Genomic DNA, 19991 nt, shown 5'->3' with positions numbered 1-19991 from the left:
TTGAAGAACTTCATCACTGTGATATAGCGCGGGGCATATACGGGGCATCACCCGTAAATCCTGCGTTCAAAATGTCCATCTGATTACTGTTATTCTCGCTCATCCACTTCAATTAAGTGCTTTCTACTCTTTGCGTCTAAAGGCGGCGCTTGAGAGCCATTGTCCCACTTGGACGGAGCCCTTGAAGGGTTAAATGCATATTGGGAAGTGTCATAACACAAAAAAAATCCCTCCAGGCACAGAAAAATTCCCTCACATCATGATTCTTAACAGAAGTTTGCATTAATTCAATTTTTTTTAATCTTTTGAGTTATGGCCTAAAAAATAGGCGAGGCGTTTATACTTATATATGCAGAAGGCGTTAGGAATACCATGAGCATATTGGTTATGACAGGATTTATATGTTTCAGTAAGGCAAAACAGATAGCGTTAAAACAATCATTACAACTTAAATGTGCGCGGAATCACAATGTGATATGATTTGATGAACTATCAAATTGGGTGTTTTATGCGCATTAATTCAATAGACTATCTACGAGGCATACTTTCGTTACTCATTGTTTTCTATCATCTTCGGTCATGGTTGCTACATGATGCAGATTCATCAACTATGATTGGGGTCTTTGGCGTGTATGGTGTCTCAATATTTTATTTAATTAGCGGATCTGCTTTGTTTCTTGCCCATAAAGCTGATAGTTTTTCAATTCGTAATCTTGCAATATTTTATGCTAAACGGTTTCTAAGAGTTGCCCCGGTTTATTGGTTCTCCATGCTATTAGTGGTAATTTTCGCATGGACTTATTATGATATTTATCGCTATGATTTTTGGACAACTGCAGTAAACATAACGTTGTTATTTGGTTTTTTGGATGGCGGTAATTATATTGTTTCTGGCGGTTGGTCCATTGGGAATGAAATGGTTTACTATCTGTTATTCCCACTAATTATTATTTCTTTGAGAAATAAACTATCTCTCTTCATTTTCATTGCGATAACAATCACGCTATTCTATTATTTTTCATTTCATCTGCTAAATGCTGGTTTTTCCTTGGCAAGCCAGTGGTTGACATATATTAACCCGCTAAATAATATTATTTTTTTTGTAACTGGAATTCTTGTAACTAAATTATTTTATAATAAAATCGGTAATGTAAAAAAATATTCTATTGGATTGATTCTGGTCTCTATGAGTGGTTTCTATTTTTACCCGACAATAGGTGACCAAATTAAAATCGTTACTGGCTTGGATAGAGTTTTTTATACAATAATGTCTATTTTATTGTTCACCGGTTTTTTCATGATCAAGCAGATAAAAAATAAATTTATTCACGGTGTGCTGAAGTTAATAGGAGATCTTTCATATTCTATTTATCTCATTCATGCAGTGGTGTTTTGGTATTTAATTAAAGCGCTAAACATTAATAAATCCATTGCAGCTAATCATTTTTTATTTTTTAGCGGTGCTTTTATCATTATAGTTATAGTATTAGCCTTTTTAATTCATAAGTATATAGAAATACCAACTTTCTGGCTAAGCAGAAAATTAATAGCTGATAGAGATTTGAGCAAGATGCATAATTGATCGTGAAAAATTACCTTTTTCTGAACATGAGGCATATGCTATGCGTAGCTGTGCGAAAATTTCAACTCATAACTGATATGTATTATTGTCATAAATGTTGCCATAGAGAAAGATATTAGTAGGAACTTGTTCGTTTCAGTTTCCTGGAAGTTGCTGGAGCAATATCACAGCAACTTCCAGGAGACATGCAGAGGTTAAAGAGGAGTAGTCATACCAGCAAAAAAACCTACCTCATACAGAACATTTCGATGAATGGTGAGTGACGACTACATATATTTCCTCAGGAATGCCGGGTCTTCTATATATCGTGACAATAATTTTGCAATTAAAACTGCACAGAGAGAAACAAAAATACCATACCACATGGCAAATGGGCTGTTGTTTAAAACTTCATTTTCAAAACATCCAATTGAAAATAGCATAATAGGAAAGTGTATAATATAAAGTGAGTATGAATACTTAGAAGACTTCGGTAATATATTTATTTTCACATCTTTACACAGAATGACCAGGTATAAGAATAGACCAAAAAATAACCCGAAATACATATTATAAGTTTCAATGTTTTCACCGTGCGAAATGAAATTAACGGCATGCTTATATACATGAACACCTACAATGGCAAGCAGGATGAATGCTATCGGTTTTGAGTAATTAAAATTGATCTTTGCATAGGATAATGCTAGCCCAAAAAACCAAACCTTGGAATAGGTAAAAAATTCATGTTTTATGCTGCATATAAAAACAAATATCATTATCGCTATTGCAATTAATATTGGCTTTCTTGTGAAAATCAAACCAGCTATGACGTAATACCAAGCCTCAAATGGCAAACTCCATAGAGGGGCATTGAATGAAAAGGGAGAATTAAGGATGCCATTTGTAAACGTCATAACTCCAATCATATGAGATGGATAGAATGATAGCGATCTTCCTTTAAGCCAAAGATCCGGATTGGAAAAGGTAGCTCCACCAGATTGGAAAAGATGAAAGGCCAGTTGATATAAGCAGAAAGTTATTACGATTGAGGCGATAAGTGGTGGGTATATTCTATAAAATCTACTTGAAGCATAATCAGGTAATGAGAAATAAACATTTTTTTGAAAATTATTTTGAATGGATTTTCCAATCAAAAAACCGCTCATTACAAAAAAAATCATAACACTTGATTGGGCAACTAAGGCAAAATATTTATAAAGAGATGCATCATATCTGGCCAGGAATAGCTGATAGAAATGTGCAACTACAACTGATAAAGCTGAGACCCCACGTAAGGACTCAAGCGACAAAGATTGGTTGGGTGTAAGTTTTTCCATTTTATGAAGTCTTGATAAGTAATATGAAATTCCAATGTTATATAATTGTCTATTCTAACAGATTTTTGACAAAAGGTGGAGGGTATCAGCTTAGTCAGGATCACTGCGACCAGTTTGGCTTTGCGAAGAATCTTTATTACCTCGGTCATATTATGCAACGTCATAGACTTACCTGGCGTAAAATTGATCTCAAGACGATGTTGAAACTTGCTATGCGTTTTTATTCTGGTTGTTTTTGAAACATAAAAGCCCCGGCAATTGCCAGGGCATTTTTCATGCTCGTCTGAGTTTAAATTTCTGAGTCCGGTCGTATACCGTTCAGGGCGTTCAGCGCATCTGAATCCAGTTCAGGATCCGCTTTATCAATCAGACGTGTCATGTCTATCAGGGCCTGAAACTGTTCAAATAAAATTTTGGCATCAGATTTAAGCACTTCATCCGCCGAATCCAGCGCAGAGTTAATGGCTTTGTTCACGCTTTCGATGATTTCCTGCGGCCCGCCATTTTTCCCGACAGTCAGAAATACGGCACTCAACAGAAGTGACTGTGCTTCAACCTGTGCGGTAAGTTGTTTGGAATCGGCTTCCATCCGGGAGATTTTTGCAATCATTCCTAAGATGATATTTTTCATTTGTCACTCCTGCAGATCGAAAGGGTTGTGCCTTATATTTCTACGCCAGGTTCTGAAAACTGCATAATCATATTTCGTTAAACTGAGAGGCCCCTGATGAGACCGCTCAGTTTGCCGCAATACACATCAGGCATCCGGATGGTTTTTGCCTTCCTCGATAAAATCTTCATCGATGACATCAGTGTTGTTCTGATGGTCCCGGCCGGAGAGGATATTCCAGCAGGCAATGAAGAGGGCAGCAATCAACGGGCCAATGACAAAACCGTTGATGCCATACACTTCCATACCGCCCAGGGTGGTGACCAGAATCAGATAATCCGGCATCTTGGTGTCTTTACCGACCAGCAACGGACGCAAGACATTGTCCACGATACCAATCACCACCACGAAGAAGACCACAATAAAGATCCCCTGCCACAGCATCCCTGAAGCAAAGAAATAAATCGCTGCAGGAACCCAGATAATCGCTGAACCTACTGCCGGAATGATGGACAGGAAAGCCATCAGCGCGCCCCACAGCAGACTGCCATCCAGCCCCGCAATATAGAACGCCAGCCCGCCCAAAGCCCCCTGTACGACAGCCACAACGACCGTACCTTTGACGGTTGCGCGTGACACTGCCGCAAACTTCATAAACAGGTGATGTTTGACATGACGTGACAGCGGAAGGGCTTCCAGCGTCAGATTGACCAGATACGCACCATCCTTAATCAGGAAGAACAGGATGTAGAGCATAATGCCGAAGCCCACGACGAAGCTGAACGTGCTCTTACCGATGACAAAGACGCTTCCCGCCAGATACTGACTGCCCTGCATAGCCGCATCGGAAAGTTTCTTCTGGATCTCCGCAGTGCTGTCCAGATCGTGATCTGTCAGGAAATGCCGCGCCCATCTTGGTAAGTGATGGATGAAATCCGAAAGAACGACGGGCAGCTGGGTTTCATTGCCCTGAAGCTTTGTGTATACCGCGTTGAATTCAATCGCCAGCGAAGACGTAATGATCGCCAGTGGAGTAAAAACGATCAGGCAAATGACCAGGACGGTTATCAGCGAAATAATTCCGTTACGGTCACCTACATACTGTTTGAGCCTGTTTTTAAGCGGGTTAAAAATAACCGCCAGAATAATCGCCCAGAGTACGGAAGAATAGTAAGGCCGTAATACATCAAAAAAAGCCAAAGTCACGATGAGAAGAATCGCGATGAAAAAACCTTTTGAAAATCCTTTAACTACCATAATTGTTCCTCAGATGATCCTGTTGCCCTCGTAGCATAGAGCGCATTACTGAATTTACAAATAAAGAACAGTTTTTTATGAAGAGGCTGTGGCTGTCATATGGCGTTCAAACGGGCATAAAAAAAAGCGCCCTGAGGCGCTTTCTAAACGGATTGCCCGGGCCTAATTAACGGCCGAACAAATCGCGGCGTTTCGGTTTCACGAACTGAGAAATCAGCACCAGAATCGCGATCACCATAAACACGCTGAAAATCACGACCAGCCACTGTGGCATACCCAATGACAGGAATTCCCACTGTTTTTCTGCGCAGTCACCGTTGGCGATAAACATCCACGGGAACCATTTATCCAGTGGCAACCAGGTCGGAAATCGTGCGGCGAAATCACAGGTCGCGAACGGTGAAGGGTGGAGCTGAATCATAGTGTGTTCCCATGACAGGCGGATCCCTTCGTAAGCGCTGTAAATCCAGATCAGGATACCGGCATAACGCAACCAGGTTGAAGGCGCAATCGCACCCACCAGTCCTGCCAGCAGAATGCCCATCAACGCGCAGCGCTCATAAATACACATGACGCACGGTTTTAGCAACATCACGTGCTGGAAATACAACGCAACCAGCTCCAGAGCCAGTGCGGTTAGCGCCATCAGAAGCCATGCACCGCGTCCTTGTGAGCAGCGGTTAAGATATTGCAACATAGAAAAATTTTCCCTGCAGTGAGCAACTGGTACGCAGTGTAAACCAATTGCACACTGCTGCCAGCCTGTCTGAATAAATATTCGGTAAATAATTACGATAAATCGGACAATTCGACTTTAACTTCAGTAAATCTCTGAATCAGTGTGCGGGCATCACTTCACTGACCGGTGGCAAGCTCAGCCATCCCATGTCGGTGTACCACTGCGTCATATCGGGCAGCAGATACTGAACGCACAACAAGCCAACCAGCGTCATGACCACCGTATAAGGCAACGCCATCCAGACCATTCTGCCATAGGAGAGGCGGATCAACGGGGCGAGAGCCGAGGTCAGCAGGAACAGGAATGCGGCCTGACCATTCGGGGTGGCAACCGACGGCAGGTTGGTGCCTGTGTTAATCGCTACCGCCAGCAGCTCAAATTGCTTCAGGTCGATCACGCCGCTCACCAGCGCAGATTTCGCTTCATTAATATAAACCGTACCGACAAAGACATTATCTGATACCGAAGAAAGCAATCCGTTGAAGAGATAGAACAACGAAAGCTGATTCGACGGCGCGGCCTGCAACACGAAGTGAATGATCGGGCTGAAAAGATGTTGCTCGACGATCACGGCGACGATGGCAAAAAATACCGTCAGCAGGGCGGTGAACGGCAGGGAATCCTGAAAGGCTTTACCGATCGCATGTTCATCGGTGACGCCACAAAACGCGGTAGCAAAAATAATGACGGTCAGTCCGATCAGGCCGACTTCGGCCAGATGGAAGGCCAGCGCGATAATCAGCCATACACCGATAACAGCCTGAATGACCAGTTTAATGCGTTCCTGTTTGGTATTGTTCTCACTGTTTTTTTGATCATATTGCCTGAGCACTTCAAACACAGGCTGTGGCAGTTGCGCGCCGTAGCCAAACCAGCGGAAACGTTCCACCAGGGCACACACGATAAAGCCGCAGAAAAACACGGGCACGGTGACGGGGGACATACGGATGAGGAAATCCACAAACTGCCAGTCCGCGCTTTTGGCGATAATCAGATTTTGCGGTTCGCCGACCATCGTCATGACGCCACCCAGTGCGGTACCGACACCGGCATGCATCATCAGGCTGCGTAAAAAGGCCCGGAATTGTTCCAGCACCGCGGCATGTTGCTGGCTGCCGGTAAATGAACTGTCATCATCAACAGCGTCTTTTTCAGACTGGTTTGAGGCAACGTTGTGGTAAATCGTATAGAAACCCACGGAAACACTGATCACCACGGCGATCACTGTCAGCGCATCGAGGAAGGCGGATAAAAAGGCGGCCGCAAAACAAAACGCCATCGACAGGGCGATTTTATTGCGCAGGTTTAACAGCAGCTTGGTGAACACGGTCAGCAGCAACTGCTTCATGAAATAGATGCCTGCCACCATGAAAATCAAAAGCAGGATGACTTCCAGATTGGCCGAAATCTCTTCACGGATGCGCTCTGCACTGGTCATGCCGATCATCACGGCTTCGATAGCCAGCAAACCCCCTGGCTGAAGCGGATAGCATTTGAGTGCCATGCCCAGTGTAAAGATGAACTCAATGACCAGCAGCCAGCCCGCTAAAAACGGACTGACAAGAAAGAAAACCAGCGGATTAATGATCAGGAAAGCCAGAATAGTAATCTTGTACCAGTTGGGTGATTGACCCAAAAAGTTTCTGATGAATGCACGACTGAAGGTAGTTTCCATAGTCCCCAAAGATCCTTTATAAGTAATTTATAGATGTATCAAAACGATAGCCCAGTTTATTCTTCCGGCCAAAAATTTTCACCGCAAAAGACGAGGCAATCACATGCGAAGAAATGTGAAATTCTGCCAACCCCTGCACAGTTTCAACATTAGTTCCGCCGGAGCGCTATAACAGGCGATTTTCATCTGGTATGATGAGCTGAACTATATCCCTAATAAAAGTCCCACACGGAACGACAAACACATGGTTATTAAGGCACAAAGTCCTGCCGGTTTTGCCGAAGAGTATATCATCGAAAGTATCTGGAACAGCCGATTCCCTCCGGGTTCAATTTTGCCTGCTGAGAGAGAACTTTCAGAACTCATTGGCGTGACCAGAACCACATTGCGTGAGGTGTTACAGCGACTTGCCCGGGATGGCTGGTTGACAATCCAGCACGGAAAACCGACGAAAGTGAATAACTTCTGGGAAACGTCGGGGCTGAATATTCTGGAAACCCTGGCGCGCCTCGATCACGACAGCGTGCCGCAACTGATTGATAATCTGCTGTCAGTCCGCACCAACATCGCCACCATCTTTATCCGCAAAGCCATGCGCACCAATCCGGAAGAAACCCAACAGGTGCTGGCAAAAGCCGCTGAAGTCGAAGATCATGCAGAAGCGTTCACCGCGCTTGATTACGGTATCTTCCGTGGTCTGGCCTTTGCTTCCGGTAATCCGATTTACGGCCTGATCATCAACGGCTTGCGTGGGCTTTATACCCGCGTCGGACGCTATTACTTCTCCAATCCTGAAGCGCGTAAACTGGCGATCAGTTTCTACAAGAAACTGTCAGATATCTGCCACGAAAAAAGCTACGAGCAGATTGTGGATTGCGTGCGCAATTATGGACGTCAGAGTGGTGAAATCTGGCACAGCATGCAGAGCGCGATGCCCGGTGACCTGACTGAACAAAAGCATCGTTGAGTGTGAGACAGACAGATATCAGAAAGGGCGCTTAGCGCCCTTTTTTACTGGCTGAAAACGGCGCGGGTTAGAGTGGAGCGGGGCGCAGCGGGCAGCGTTCGAGCAATTCAACGCTGCCGTCTTCATTAAGCTGTTCGATGAACACATCGAACCCCCACAGACGATGAACGTGTTTCATGACTTCACGACGGCTCTTGTCCAGCGGCGCACGATCCTGCGGTATGTAACGCAGGGTCAGCGAGCGATCCCCGCGTAAATCCACGTTCCAGACCTGAATATTCGGTTCATGATTACTCAGATTGTACTGCGCTGATAACTCCTGACGGATGGCGCGATAGCCTTCCTCGTTGTGGATCGCGGCGATCTCGAGATAATTATTGTGGTCATCATCGAGCACGGTAAACAGACGGAAATCACGCATCACTTTTGGCGACAGGAACTGACTGATAAAACTCTCGTCCTTGAAGTCACGCATCGCGAAGTGCAACGTATCCAGCCAGTCGGAACCGGCAATGTCCGGGAACCAGTAACGATCTTCTTCGGTCGGTTCCTGACAAATACGCTTAATGTCCTGCATCATGGCAAAGCCGAGCGCATACGGGTTGATCCCGCTGTAATAGGGGCTGTTATACGGCGGTTGATACACCACATTGGTGTGGCTGTGCAGGAATTCCAGAATGAAGCGGTCGGACACTTTCCCTTCGTCATACAGATGATTCAGGATGGTGTAGTGCCAGAATGTGGCCCAGCCTTCATTCATGACTTGTGTCTGTTTTTGCGGATAAAAATACTGACTGATTTTACGTACGATACGCAAAATCTCGCGCTGCCAGGGTTCCAGCAGAGGTGCATTTTTTTCCATGAAATACAGCAGGTTTTCCTGAGGTTCAGACGGGAAGCGGCGCGCCTGTTCCGGTGCGTCCACGCTGTCTTTACGTGGCAGCGTTTTCCACAGTGTGTTCACCTGGCTTTGCAGATATGCCTCGCGACTTTTTTGTCGGGCGAGTTCTTCCTGCAGGGAGATTTTTTGCGGACGTTTATAACGGTCGACACCGTAATTCATCAGTGCATGACAGGAATCCAGCAGGCGCTCCACTTCATCGACACCGTAACGTTCTTCGCACTCACTGATATAACGTTTGGCGAACAGCAGATAATCGACGATGGAACTGGCGTCAGTCCAGCTCTTAAACAGGTAGTTGTTTTTGAAGAAAGAATTATGTCCGTAGCAGGCATGTGCCATCACCAGCGCCTGCATGGTGATGGTATTTTCTTCCATCAGATAAGCGATACACGGGTTGGAGTTGATGACGATTTCATACGCCAGACCCTGTTGCCCGTGTTTATACAGCTGTTCGGTTTCGATAAATTTTTTACCGAACGACCAGTGAGTGTAATTGATCGGCATGCCAATGCTTGAATAGGCATCCATCATTTGTTCAGAAGTGATGATCTCGATTTGATGCGGATACGTTTCCAGCCGGTACGACTTGGCTACCCGGTCAATCTCTGCGAGATAGGTTTGCAACAACTCAAACGTCCAGTCCGGTCCATCGTTAAGACGTTTGTCCTCAGTTTTTTGCTTTTGGGTCACTGTCGTCATAAGCCGCACCCTCATTAGTTATGGACGCTACAGAGTGTTTGATTCACAACCTTTTCTTAAGATTTCGCACGTCCATTGATAATCGTAGCTCAATCTGAGTGTGCCGTTAGATAAACACCATGAATCCCTTCTTTCACAAATCTATATCCTTATGGCCGGGACCTGTCAATCGTCGAATAAAAGAGCAGACAGCCCGGTCACAACGAGATACGGATGACAGTTTTCGCAGACATCGGATTTTCCTCGTTTCACCTGACCTTTATAAATCCCCGGTCTGCCGTCATCACCTCTTCCGTCACTCTCTGAGGTAATATCACGGGTGGCGCGCTTTGTAGTGTTTAATGCTAATTTTATCCTTGTATACAAGAATAATACCCTGCAAAGGAAGGCGCTTTCTTATCGGAAGGGGCGGGTGACTTCAATGAAGTCAATGCTGTCAGAAAACCATAAATTTCTCTTCCATTAGACGTAATGTTGCGGGATATCGTTATTTATTTATGACTATTGAAATAAATCTCGTCATGAACGATAAATAAATGTGAAAGACCTCACGGTTATGCGTGCCTGTGTTGGTGATTTTTCTCAGTCAGGTTAATTTCCTGTCATCAGAATATTATGCTTTGTTTTGTCGTGGAGTGGAGTCGATATGCGTGTGGTGATTTTAGGCAGTGGTGTGGTCGGTGTCGCCAGTGCATGGTATCTGGCTAAAGCGGGTCATCAGGTGACAGTCATTGATCGTCAGTCAGGCCCGGCAGAAGAAACCAGCGCAGGGAATGCAGGACAGATCTCACCGGGCTATGCCGCGCCGTGGGCGGCTCCGGGCGTGCCGGTGAAAGCCGTGAAGTGGATGTTTCAGAAACACGCGCCGCTGGCGATCCGTCTCGATGGCACGCAGTTCCAGCTGAAATGGATGTGGCAGATGCTGCGTAACTGCGACATGGACCACTATCAGACCAACAAGAGCCGCATGGTTCGTCTGGCGGAATACAGCCGCGATTGCATGAAGGCCTTGCGCGATGACACCGGCATTCAGTACGAAGGGCGTCAGGGCGGCACGTTACAGCTTTTCCGCACCGCGCAGCAGTTTGAAAGCGCGGCGAAAGATATCGCCGTGCTGGAAGATGCCGGTGTGCCGTACCAGTTGCTCGAATCCGGCCAGCTGGCAAGCGCTGAACCTGCCCTGGCGCAGGTTGCGCACAAACTGACGGGTGGATTACGTCTGCCTAATGATGAAACTGGCGATTGCCATATGTTTACCCGCAAGCTGGCGGAAATGGCGCGTCAGGCCGGGGTGGTTTTCGAATTCAACCGCACGGTGGATAAACTGCATGTGGTAAACGGCGAAATCACCGGCGTTCAGTGCGGCGAGGAAATAGTGAAAGCCGATGCGTATGTGGTGGCGTTCGGTTCGTATTCGACCGCACTGCTGGCCGATCTGGTTTCGATCCCGGTTTATCCGCTCAAAGGGTATTCACTGACGATTCCGATTACTGATCCGGCATCGGCGCCGGTATCAACCGTACTGGATGAAACCTATAAAATCGCCATTACCCGCTTTGACGATCGTATCCGCGTCGGGGGCATGGCCGAGATAGTCGGTTTTAACCTGAAACTGGCGCAGGCTCGCCGGGAAACGCTGGAAATGGTGGTGAGAGATCTCTACCCGAATGGCGGCAATATCGGGCAGGCCACGTTCTGGACGGGGTTACGGCCGATGACGCCGGACGGCACGCCGATTGTCGGGCGCACGCGCATCAGGAATTTGTACCTCAACACCGGCCACGGCACGCTGGGCTGGACAATGGCCTGCGGTTCCGGTCAGTTACTCTCGGATATTATGTCCGGCGTGACGCCCGCCATTCCTTCCGATGATTTATCGGTCGAACGCTACAGTCCAGGCTTTATCGCGCATCCTGCTGGCCCGCACAGCATGCATCCTGTGCGCTGAACCTGCCGTTACTCTTCGCCCGTGCAGCAGTGCACGGGCACGACTTTTGTATAGCCGGAGCTGGTATGCCTCGCCCGATTTCAGCCACATTATCTCTGTCCGCGTTAACTCAAAACCTCAATATCATTCGCGGCTTTGCGCCGGAAAGCAAAGTCTGGACGGTGGTGAAAGCCAATGGCTACGGCCACGGTATTTCCCGTATCTGGCGCAGTTTATCCGCCACCGACGGATTTGCGTTACTCGATTTCAATGAAGCCATTTTGCTGCGTGAGTCTGGCTGGCAGGGGCCGATATTATTGCTAGAAGGGTTTTTTAGTGCTGCGGATTTACCGCTGGTAGCGCAATACCGCCTGACCACCGCCGTGCACAGCGAATGGCAGATCCGCGCACTGGCGGAGGCGCAATTCAGCCAGCCGGTAAACGTTTATCTGAAGGTGAACAGCGGCATGAACCGTCTGGGTTTTGCACCTGAGCGTACGACTGCCGCGTGGCAACAATTGCGTGAACTGAAGCAGGTGGGTGAGATCACCCTGATGAGCCATTTTGCTACCGCCGACAGCGTGGAAGGCGTTGATGCCCAAATGGCTGCCGTGAATTTCGCAGGGCAACATATCAGCGGCCCGCGATGCCTGGCGAACTCCGCTGCCACGCTCTGGCATCCGCATACCCATTACGACTGGATCCGTCCGGGCATCATTGTGTATGGCGCGTCGCCGAGCGGGGACTGGCAGGATATCGCTGATACCGGGCTGCAACCGGTGATGACGCTGAAAAGCGAACTGATCGCTGTGCAGGAACTCAATGCCGGTGCGCGGGTGGGTTATGGCGGCCGTTACGGTGTCACGCAAGCGCAACGGATAGGCGTGGTGGCCTGTGGCTATGCTGACGGCTATCCGCGCCATGCGCCTACCGGTACGCCGGTCTGGGTGGATGGCGTACGAACCACCACGGTGGGGACCGTCTCCATGGATATGCTGGCGGTAGATTTAACGCCTTGCCCGCAGGCGGGGATTGGCTCACCGGTTGAATTGTGGGGTAAAAACCTCCCGGCAGACGAGGTGGCGACGGCAGCCGGTACGCTGGGCTACGAACTGCTGAGTGCGCTGGCACCCCGCGTACCGGTGACGACCATCGGATAACAAAAACGTATTACTTTTCCAGACGGGTCAGGCGCCCCGTTGAAGTCTTGCTGGCACGCCGCGCCAGCATCGCCAGACATCCTCCTGCCAGCATCACCAGCGCCAGACTCAGTTTTGGCTGCAACGGTAATGCCATGGCGATAAAACCGAGTAACGCGCCGCCTGCCATCTGCACCGACCCCACCAGCGCCGAGGCCACACCCGCTTCACTGGAGAACGGCTCAAGTGCGTAACTGGTGGCCGGACCGACCAGAAATGCCAGACCGGCACAGGCGCTCGCCACCGGCAGCATGTACAGCCAGGTTGCCGTCTGCTCAGCAGGCGGAACCAGCGTGATACCGGCAATCAGACCGAGACAACCGGCAAACATCAGAATGCCGCCCGTCGTCAGGCACACCGGACGGCCCACTTTATGGATGATGCGGTTGGAGATAAAACTCACTGCCATAATCCAGAAACCATTCGCGCCAAAAACCAGGGAAAACTGCAAAGGCGTCAGCCCGGCAATATTCATCAATACGGTCGGCGCCAGCGAGACATAAGTCAGCGCCATGCCCATTGCACCGGCGTTAACTAAGGCAAAAGTAATGAACCGGGCATTAAACAAAATCCGCGCGTACTGACGAAACGGCAGGCCATTGTTGGTCTGAGTACCGGCAGGGCGGGTTTCCGGCAGTTTGATTATCACCAGCAGCAATACCGCCAGCGTATAACCGGCTAACGCCCAGAAAGGCGCACGCCAGCCATAATACTGTGCAATCAGCCCACCGATCAGCGGTGCCAGCGCGGGAATGATGTTCAGCGTACCGTTAAGAAAGCCATAGGCACGGGCCGCATCGTTACCATTCATCCGGTCACGTACGCCACTGAAAACCACCACCGACGTACAGCACACCGCCAGCCCCTGAATAATACGGGATAACAGAAACATCCACGGCGCGACGGCGGTTGCGGCCACTATTGCACCGGCCAGATAAACCACCACACCGATAATCGCGATCGGGCGGCGGCCAAATTTATCCACCAGCGGACCGGCCACCAGCTGACCGAGGCCCATCACCAGAATGAATAGCGAAATCGAGGACTGAATGACCGCCTCGGTACTCTGTAAACCTAGCGCAATGGCAGGTATCGCGGGCAGATATAAATCAATACCCAGAGGGCCGAGCAGCACCAGGCTCAGCAACAGAAAAAGAAACTTTTGCATTGAAAACATCACTGTCAGTCATCCGAAAGGACGCTAAGGGTAATGATTTAGTTAATGAATGGAAAGCGGCTTGTGATAAACAGGCGGGACAGGGCCGTGAATAAAAACGGACACCCTGAGGTGCCCGTCTGATGCGAAGAACCGCAGAAATTATATTTTCTGCCAAAAATCGTCGAATACGGTGATCGGCGGACGGCGTTTATGTTCCGTACGCAGATACCAGCCTTCAATAATGGCGGCAGCGTTATCGTCGATTTTCTTGCCTTCAAGATAATCGTCGATCAGTTCGTAGGTCACGCCCAGCGCGGCTTCATCCGGCAAGGCAGGGCGGTCTTCTTCCAGATCGGCCGTCGGGGCTTTGGTATAAAGATGCGCCGGACAACCGAGTTCTTTCAGCAATGCCTTTCCCTGACGCTTGTTCAGACGGAAAATCGGATTGATGTCCGTGCCGCCGTCGCCGTATTTGGTGAAGAAGCCGGTGACCGCTTCTGCTGCGTGGTCAGTGCCCACCACCACGCCTTTCTTCATCCCGGCGATGCTGTACTGGGCTTTCATGCGTTCGCGGGCTTTCTCATTGCCTTTGATGAAATCGCTCAGCTCAATGCCGATTTCACGCAATGTCGCTTCGCTTGCCAGCACCGCATTTTTGATATTCACGGTCAGAACCTGATCCGGCTGGATGAAGGTGATCGCGTCCTGACAGTCGGCTTCATCCGCCTGCACGCCGTAAGGTAAACGCACCGCGATGAAATGATAATCCGCTTCTGTCGTTTCCGCACGTAATTCGCTAATTGCTGTTTGGCAAAGTTTGCCGGTAAGAGTAGAATCTTGCCCGCCGCTGATGCCCAGAACCAGTGTCTTGATGAACGGATGGGCCAGCAGATAACTTTTGAGAAAATCGACGCTGACACGGACTTCCTGTGCGGCATCGATGTGCGGTTTAACGTGCAGAGCCTGAATAATCTCTTGTTGTAAAGCCATGACCACTCCTCCTGAAGGCTGCCTTCGAGGAACCCGAGGCAAAAATAAGACGTTATCAGGATAAAACTACCCCGCATCGCTCAAAAGGACAAGATTCAGCGACGAGTTCGGCGGAAATCTGTACGCTGCCAGCTCGCAATATTTCGAACGAAAGCGGCAGGAAAGAAGTAAAGTGTGGCGCGTTAAGATCGATTACTGACCCGCATTGAAATAAGAAATCAATGAAAGGAAGTGTAATGATTTTGTATGTTTCTATTGCCGGAAATATATGTCATTCGGAACTATCTAAAAAAGCCGCTTTATTAAGATATCCTGGGCTGAGTGCGTTATATTTGTTGCGGTAGAAATATTTGTATGCATGTGCCATCGAAATGGAGTTGCCAGGCTTGATTAACGGATCCTAATTAATGGCATACATCGTGTGGTTCTAATGTCGTTATTTGCCTTAAGTCTTATTGGGGAAACAAAATGTTTTTTCGGGTTGTACGTCGTTTACCAGCTTGTGCCGTAGTCTGCGGTGCAGCGCTGTTCAGTATTTCAAGCCTTGCAGACACCACAATCTTCACCGCGTTAGATGACCCTGCTCAGGCGAAAAAACCGTTCGAAGGCAACGTTCAGGCGGGTTACAGTGCGCAAACCGGTAACACCAGCAACTCCACGCTGAATGCTGATACCACCATGACCTGGTTTGATACCAACACGGCTTACAGCCTGTGGGGTTCTGCGCGTAACACGTCTTCGTCCGGTGTGCGTTCATCTGAAAAATATCAGGCTGGCGGCCGTACGCGCTACAACCTGGATACCGCGAACTATGTGTTTGGTCAGGCGAGCTGGCTGAGCGACCGTTATAACGGTTACCGTTCACGTACTGTCGGCGCGGTCGGTTACGGTCGTCAGATCTGGAGCGGCCCGGTTCATACGCTGAACCTGGAAGCAGGTCCTGGTGTTCGTCACGATGAGTTCGAACAGGGCGGTAACACCACCCGTGCTCTGGCCTACGGTTCCGGCACTTACGGTTATCAGATCAGCGACACGGCACGTTTCACCCAGGGCTTCTCCGTTTTAGCGAACGACGAAACCACGCTGAACTCTGAAACTGCACTGACTGTGGCAATCAATACCCACTTCTCATTGAAAGTGGCCTATGACGTCACCTACAACACTAAACCACCTGCCAGCGCACCGGATAAAACCGATACCGTGACGTCTGTGAACCTGGTTTACGGTCTGTAATTTTCCCGTCGGGAAATAATGCAAAAAGCCGGAGGAGAAATCCCCCGGCTTTTTTAATGGATTATTTTGGTGCATCGAAACGCGGTAAAAAAACATAAAAAAACCGGCGACAGATTCATCGCCGGTTGTATTTTATTTCGTTCTTAACCGTTTTCAGTTTGCTTATGGAAAAGTTCCCTGAACACCGGATAAATATCTTCCTGTTCCCGGATATGCTGCATAGCGAAATTATCGAATTTCTCCTGCAACACTTCGTATTCACGCCACAGCGTCTGGTGGGCGCGGCGGGTGATTTCGATATAGCTGTAATAACGCACCATTGGCAGGATCTTCTGTGCCAGTAACTGGTGGCACAGAGGGGAGTCGTCAGCCCAGTTATCGCCATCAGAGGCCTGCGCGGCGTAAATATTCCACTGCGCCGGGTCGTAGCGTTCCTGAATGACGTCATCCATCAGTTTCAGCGCGCTCGAAACGATGGTCCCGCCGGTTTCCTGCGAGTAGAAGAACTCCTGTTCATCCACTTCTTTGGCCTGGGTATGGTGACGGATATAGACCACATCGACGTTTTTATACGTCCGGCTCAGGAACAGATAGAGCAGAATATAGAAACGTTTGGCCATGTCTTTGGTTGCCTGATCCATTGAACCGGAGACATCCATCAGACAGAACATCACTGCCTGGCTCGAAGGCTCAGGGCGACGCTCGTAGTTGCGGTAACGTAAATCAAACGTATCGATGAACGGCGTTTTGGCGATTTTTGCTCGCAACTCAGCAATCTCTTTACGCAGACGTTCTTCTTCCAGCAATTGTGCCGGTTCACTGTGTTCGACCTCGGTCAGCGTCGATTCCAGTTCACGCAGCTCCCGTTTTTTACCCGCGGTCATCGCCGTGCGACGGGCCAGCGAGTTTTGCAAAGAGCGCACCACACTGATATTGGCCGGCACGCCGTTAGACGTGTAACCGGAGCGGTGGGTTTTAAATTCATTCAGCTGTTTATGCTGATTTTTACGCAGGTTAGGCAGCGCCAGATCTTCAAACAGCAGATCGAGATATTCGTCTTTGGAGATCTGGAATGAAAATTCATCTTCGCCTTCACCGTCCTGGCTGGCATCGCCCTGACCACTGCCGCCACCACCGCCCCCCTGCGGTCGTTCGATGCGGTCATTCTGTACAAAGTGGTCGTTGCCGGGGTGAACACGGTGGCGCAAGCCACCGCGACCCTGATGAAACATGGGCTCGTTGATATCAGCGTTGGGAATCGATACCGATTCCCCGCTGTCTACGTCGGTAACCGAACGCTTGTTGATGGCCTCGGCAATCGACTGTTTGATTTGCGACTTATAGCGGCGCAAAAAGCGCTGGCGGTTCACCGCGCTTTTATTTTTGCCATTCAGCCGACGGTCAATAAAATACGTCATATTTCCCCCAAACGACGTTGCCAACGATCTTCTGTTACGAGGATTTTCTTACGCGCAGGTACCATTCACACAGCAGGCGTACCTGTTTGCGTGTGTATCCTTTCTCCATCATTCTGTCGACAAAATCATCATGTTTTTTCTGTTCATCGGTCGACGTCTTGGCGTTAAACGAGATAACCGGCAGTAATTCCTCGGTATTTGAGAACATTTTTTTCTCAATCACCGTGCGCAGTTTCTCGTAACTGGTCCAGTTTGGATTGCGGCCGCTGTTATTGGCGCGGGCACGCAGCACGAAGTTGACGATTTCGTTGCGGAAATCTTTTGGATTGCTGATCCCGGCCGGTTTTTCGATCTTTTCCAGCTCAGCATTCAGCGCTTCACGGTCAAACAACTGACCGGTATCCGGGTCGCGGTATTCCTGATCCTGGATCCAGAAGTCAGCGTAGGTGACATAACGGTCGAAAATGTTTTGTCCGTATTCTGAATAGGATTCCAGGTAAGCCGTCTGGATCTCTTTGCCGATGAACTCAGCGTATTTCGGGATCAGATAGCCTTTCAGGTGCTCCAGATATTTCTCAGCGATGTCCTGCGGGAACTGTTCGCGCTCGATCTGCTGTTCCAGCACATAGAACAGATGAACCGGGTTGGCGGCCACTTCGGCATGGTCAAAGTTGAACACGCGGGAGAGGATTTTAAACGCGAAACGCGTCGACAGCCCGTTCATGCCCTCATCCACGCCCGCATAATCGCGATATTCCTGGTAGGACTTGGCTTTCGGGTCGGTATCTTTCAGGCTTTCACCGTCATACACCCGCATTTTGGAATAGCTGCTGGAGTTTTCCGGCGTTTTCAGACGCGAGAGGATCGAGAAGCGCGCGAGCGTTTCCAGCGTTCCCGGTGCGCATGGCGCATGAGAAAGCTCACTGTTGCTGAGCAGTTTGTCGTAGATTTTCATCTCTTCCGACACGCGCAGGCAGTAAGGCACTTTCACGATGTACACGCGGTCAAGGAAGGCTTCATTATTCTTGTTGTTACGGAACGTCACCCACTCAGATTCGTTGGAGTGCGCCAGAATAATGCCGTTGAACGGCAGGGCGGAAATACCTTCGGTACCGTTATAGTTACCTTCCTGCGTCGCTGTCAGTAACGGGTGCAGTACTTTAATCGGGGCCTTAAACATCTCCACGAATTCCATCACGCCCTGGTTTGCACGGCACAGTGCACCGGAATATCCGTAGGCATCAGGATCGTTTTGCGCGTGGTTTTCCAGTTTACGGATATCCACTTTCCCGACCAGCGCCGAGATGTCCTGGTTGTTTTCATCGCCGGGTTCTGTTTTGGCGATGGCAATTTGTTCGAGGATCGACGGCCAGACTTTCACGACTTTAAACCTGGTGATGTCGCCACCGAATTCATGCAGACGTTTTGCCGCCCATGGCGACATGATGGTGCCGAGATAGCGCGGAGGAATGTTGTATTCTTTATCGAGAATATGCGCATCTTCCTGCGGGTTGAACAGGCACAGAGGATGATCGTTTACCGGGCTGCGTTCGCCGTTGGCGCTCAGCACATAAATCGGTACGCGTTGCATCAGGGATTTCAGCCGTTCGGCCAGAGATGATTTACCGCCGCCCACCGGGCCCAGTAAATAAAGGATTTGTTTCTTTTCTTCCAGACCCTGCGCGGCGTGTTTCAGGTAGGAGACAATCTGTTCGATAGCCTCTTCCATGCCGTAAAATTCTTCAAATGCAGGGTAACGTGCAACAACACGGTTCGAGAATAAACGCGACAGGCGTGGTTCAAGCGCGGTATCTACCATCACTGGTTCACCGATGGCCATCAACAGACGTTCCGCCGCATTGACATAAGCACTGCGATCTTGCCGTGCAATGGTAAGAAATTCCTGCAGTGTGAACTCTTCGTCCTTGGCAGCCTCATAGCGCTGGCGATAGTGGTCAAATATGTTCATACGATGCCCGTCCTTCGTTATTTTACCCTTCGTCCCCGGAACCGCCGACTGGCTGCAATTCCAATGAGTTGGGTATAGCACAGGTTAATGAGAGCTTTTTTCAGCGCCCCCGGAAGAAAGATCTCCCACCTGAATACAGCAACCCTTATGCCAACTTGCAGAACCCCTTCAAAGCCGACAGATGCGATGATTTGTTCACTGTCAGACCCGGTGGGACGGGCAACCGTTCAGGCTAAGTCTTTCATCTATTTATAAGCGTAGTTTGGCATTAAGAAAATTTCCTCTATGCTTTTGCCGTTTTTTAAGTCATATCAATGACTCAGTTATCAGGAATGCTCTGAAAAGCC

Annotated in this window: 15 protein-coding genes and 1 pseudogene; 5 read left to right on the top strand and 11 right to left on the bottom strand. The window is 48.9% G+C overall.

The window, feature by feature from the left end:
* Positions 1 to 13: 13 nt before the first annotated feature.
* Positions 14 to 109: pseudogene (locus tag J9880_RS19335) on the bottom strand (defective integrase); the annotation flags it as partial.
* A gap of 375 nt (positions 110 to 484) precedes the next feature.
* Between J9880_RS19335 and J9880_RS19330 the strand changes: the two are divergent.
* Complete coding sequence (locus J9880_RS19330; protein WP_232769796.1) at positions 485 to 1582, top strand: acyltransferase family protein; 1098 nt, start codon at positions 485 to 487, stop codon at positions 1580 to 1582.
* A gap of 266 nt (positions 1583 to 1848) precedes the next feature.
* Here the strand turns inward: J9880_RS19330 and J9880_RS19325 are convergent, their stop codons facing one another.
* From J9880_RS19325 to nhaB, 5 genes are all read right to left on the bottom strand, one after another.
* The gene (locus J9880_RS19325; RefSeq protein WP_232769795.1) at positions 1849 to 2898 is read right to left on the bottom strand and encodes an acyltransferase family protein; all 1050 of its coding nucleotides are present in this window, start codon (positions 2896 to 2898) and stop codon (positions 1849 to 1851) included.
* A gap of 289 nt (positions 2899 to 3187) precedes the next feature.
* Positions 3188 to 3529, bottom strand: a complete 342-nt coding sequence (iraP, locus tag J9880_RS19320) for an anti-adapter protein IraP (protein WP_119827192.1) — start codon at positions 3527 to 3529, stop codon at positions 3188 to 3190.
* A 126-nt stretch (positions 3530 to 3655) separates the two neighbouring features.
* On the bottom strand, positions 3656 to 4765 hold the full coding sequence (locus J9880_RS19315; RefSeq protein ID WP_131692705.1) for an AI-2E family transporter: 1110 nt from the start codon (positions 4763 to 4765) through the stop codon (positions 3656 to 3658).
* A gap of 166 nt (positions 4766 to 4931) precedes the next feature.
* Positions 4932 to 5462 carry a disulfide bond formation protein DsbB gene (gene dsbB / locus J9880_RS19310; RefSeq protein WP_095921813.1) on the bottom strand — a complete coding sequence of 177 codons (531 nt, stop codon included), beginning with the start codon at positions 5460 to 5462 and terminating at the stop codon, positions 4932 to 4934.
* A gap of 139 nt (positions 5463 to 5601) precedes the next feature.
* Positions 5602 to 7179 (bottom strand): sodium/proton antiporter NhaB, encoded by a 1578-nt coding sequence (gene nhaB, locus J9880_RS19305; protein ID WP_095921814.1) that lies wholly within the window; start codon positions 7177 to 7179, stop codon positions 5602 to 5604.
* Between the two features lie 244 nt (positions 7180 to 7423).
* On the opposite strand from nhaB, the gene fadR reads away from it, so the two are divergent.
* The gene (fadR, locus tag J9880_RS19300) at positions 7424 to 8146 is read left to right on the top strand and encodes a fatty acid metabolism transcriptional regulator FadR (RefSeq protein ID WP_131692706.1); all 723 of its coding nucleotides are present in this window, start codon (positions 7424 to 7426) and stop codon (positions 8144 to 8146) included.
* Between the two features lie 67 nt (positions 8147 to 8213).
* Here the strand turns inward: fadR and J9880_RS19295 are convergent, their stop codons facing one another.
* Positions 8214 to 9749, bottom strand: coding sequence for a SpoVR family protein (locus J9880_RS19295; protein WP_232769794.1), 1536 nt, complete (start codon positions 9747 to 9749; stop codon positions 8214 to 8216).
* Positions 9750 to 10395: 646 nt separating this feature from the next.
* Between J9880_RS19295 and J9880_RS19290 the strand changes: the two genes are divergently transcribed.
* Together J9880_RS19290 and dadX are read left to right on the top strand one after the other, a co-directional pair.
* On the top strand, positions 10396 to 11697 hold the full coding sequence (locus tag J9880_RS19290; RefSeq protein ID WP_232769793.1) for a D-amino acid dehydrogenase: 1302 nt from the start codon (positions 10396 to 10398) through the stop codon (positions 11695 to 11697).
* 65 nt (positions 11698 to 11762) lie between these two features.
* Entirely contained in the window at positions 11763 to 12836 is a 1074-nt protein-coding gene (gene dadX, locus J9880_RS19285) for a catabolic alanine racemase DadX (RefSeq protein ID WP_232769792.1), read from the top strand.
* Between the two features lie 10 nt (positions 12837 to 12846).
* Here dadX and J9880_RS19280 read toward each other — a convergent pair whose 3' ends face one another.
* Both J9880_RS19280 and nadE read right to left on the bottom strand, forming a co-directional pair.
* Positions 12847 to 14043, bottom strand: coding sequence for a multidrug effflux MFS transporter (locus J9880_RS19280; protein ID WP_131692710.1), 1197 nt, complete (start codon positions 14041 to 14043; stop codon positions 12847 to 12849).
* Between the two features lie 150 nt (positions 14044 to 14193).
* Positions 14194 to 15024 (bottom strand): ammonia-dependent NAD(+) synthetase, encoded by an 831-nt coding sequence (gene nadE, locus J9880_RS19275; protein WP_232769791.1) that lies wholly within the window; start codon positions 15022 to 15024, stop codon positions 14194 to 14196.
* Between the two features lie 468 nt (positions 15025 to 15492).
* Between nadE and J9880_RS19270 the strand changes: the two genes are divergently transcribed.
* On the top strand, positions 15493 to 16257 hold the full coding sequence (locus J9880_RS19270) for a DUF481 domain-containing protein (RefSeq protein ID WP_095921820.1): 765 nt from the start codon (positions 15493 to 15495) through the stop codon (positions 16255 to 16257).
* A 143-nt stretch (positions 16258 to 16400) separates the two neighbouring features.
* On the opposite strand, the gene J9880_RS19265 is transcribed toward J9880_RS19270, so the two are convergent.
* On the bottom strand, positions 16401 to 17675 hold the full coding sequence (locus J9880_RS19265; RefSeq protein WP_119827182.1) for a YeaH/YhbH family protein: 1275 nt from the start codon (positions 17673 to 17675) through the stop codon (positions 16401 to 16403).
* Positions 17676 to 17709: 34 nt separating this feature from the next.
* Positions 17710 to 19644, bottom strand: a complete 1935-nt coding sequence (gene yeaG, locus J9880_RS19260; RefSeq protein ID WP_095921875.1) for a protein kinase YeaG — start codon at positions 19642 to 19644, stop codon at positions 17710 to 17712.
* Between the last annotated feature and the right edge of the window lie 347 nt (positions 19645 to 19991).

The sequence above is a fragment of the Rahnella victoriana genome, from assembly GCF_021276285.1.
In the GTDB taxonomy this organism is placed as follows: Bacteria; Pseudomonadota; Gammaproteobacteria; order Enterobacterales; family Enterobacteriaceae; genus Rahnella; species Rahnella victoriana.
This window is presented reverse-complemented; position numbering and strand designations above follow the sequence as displayed.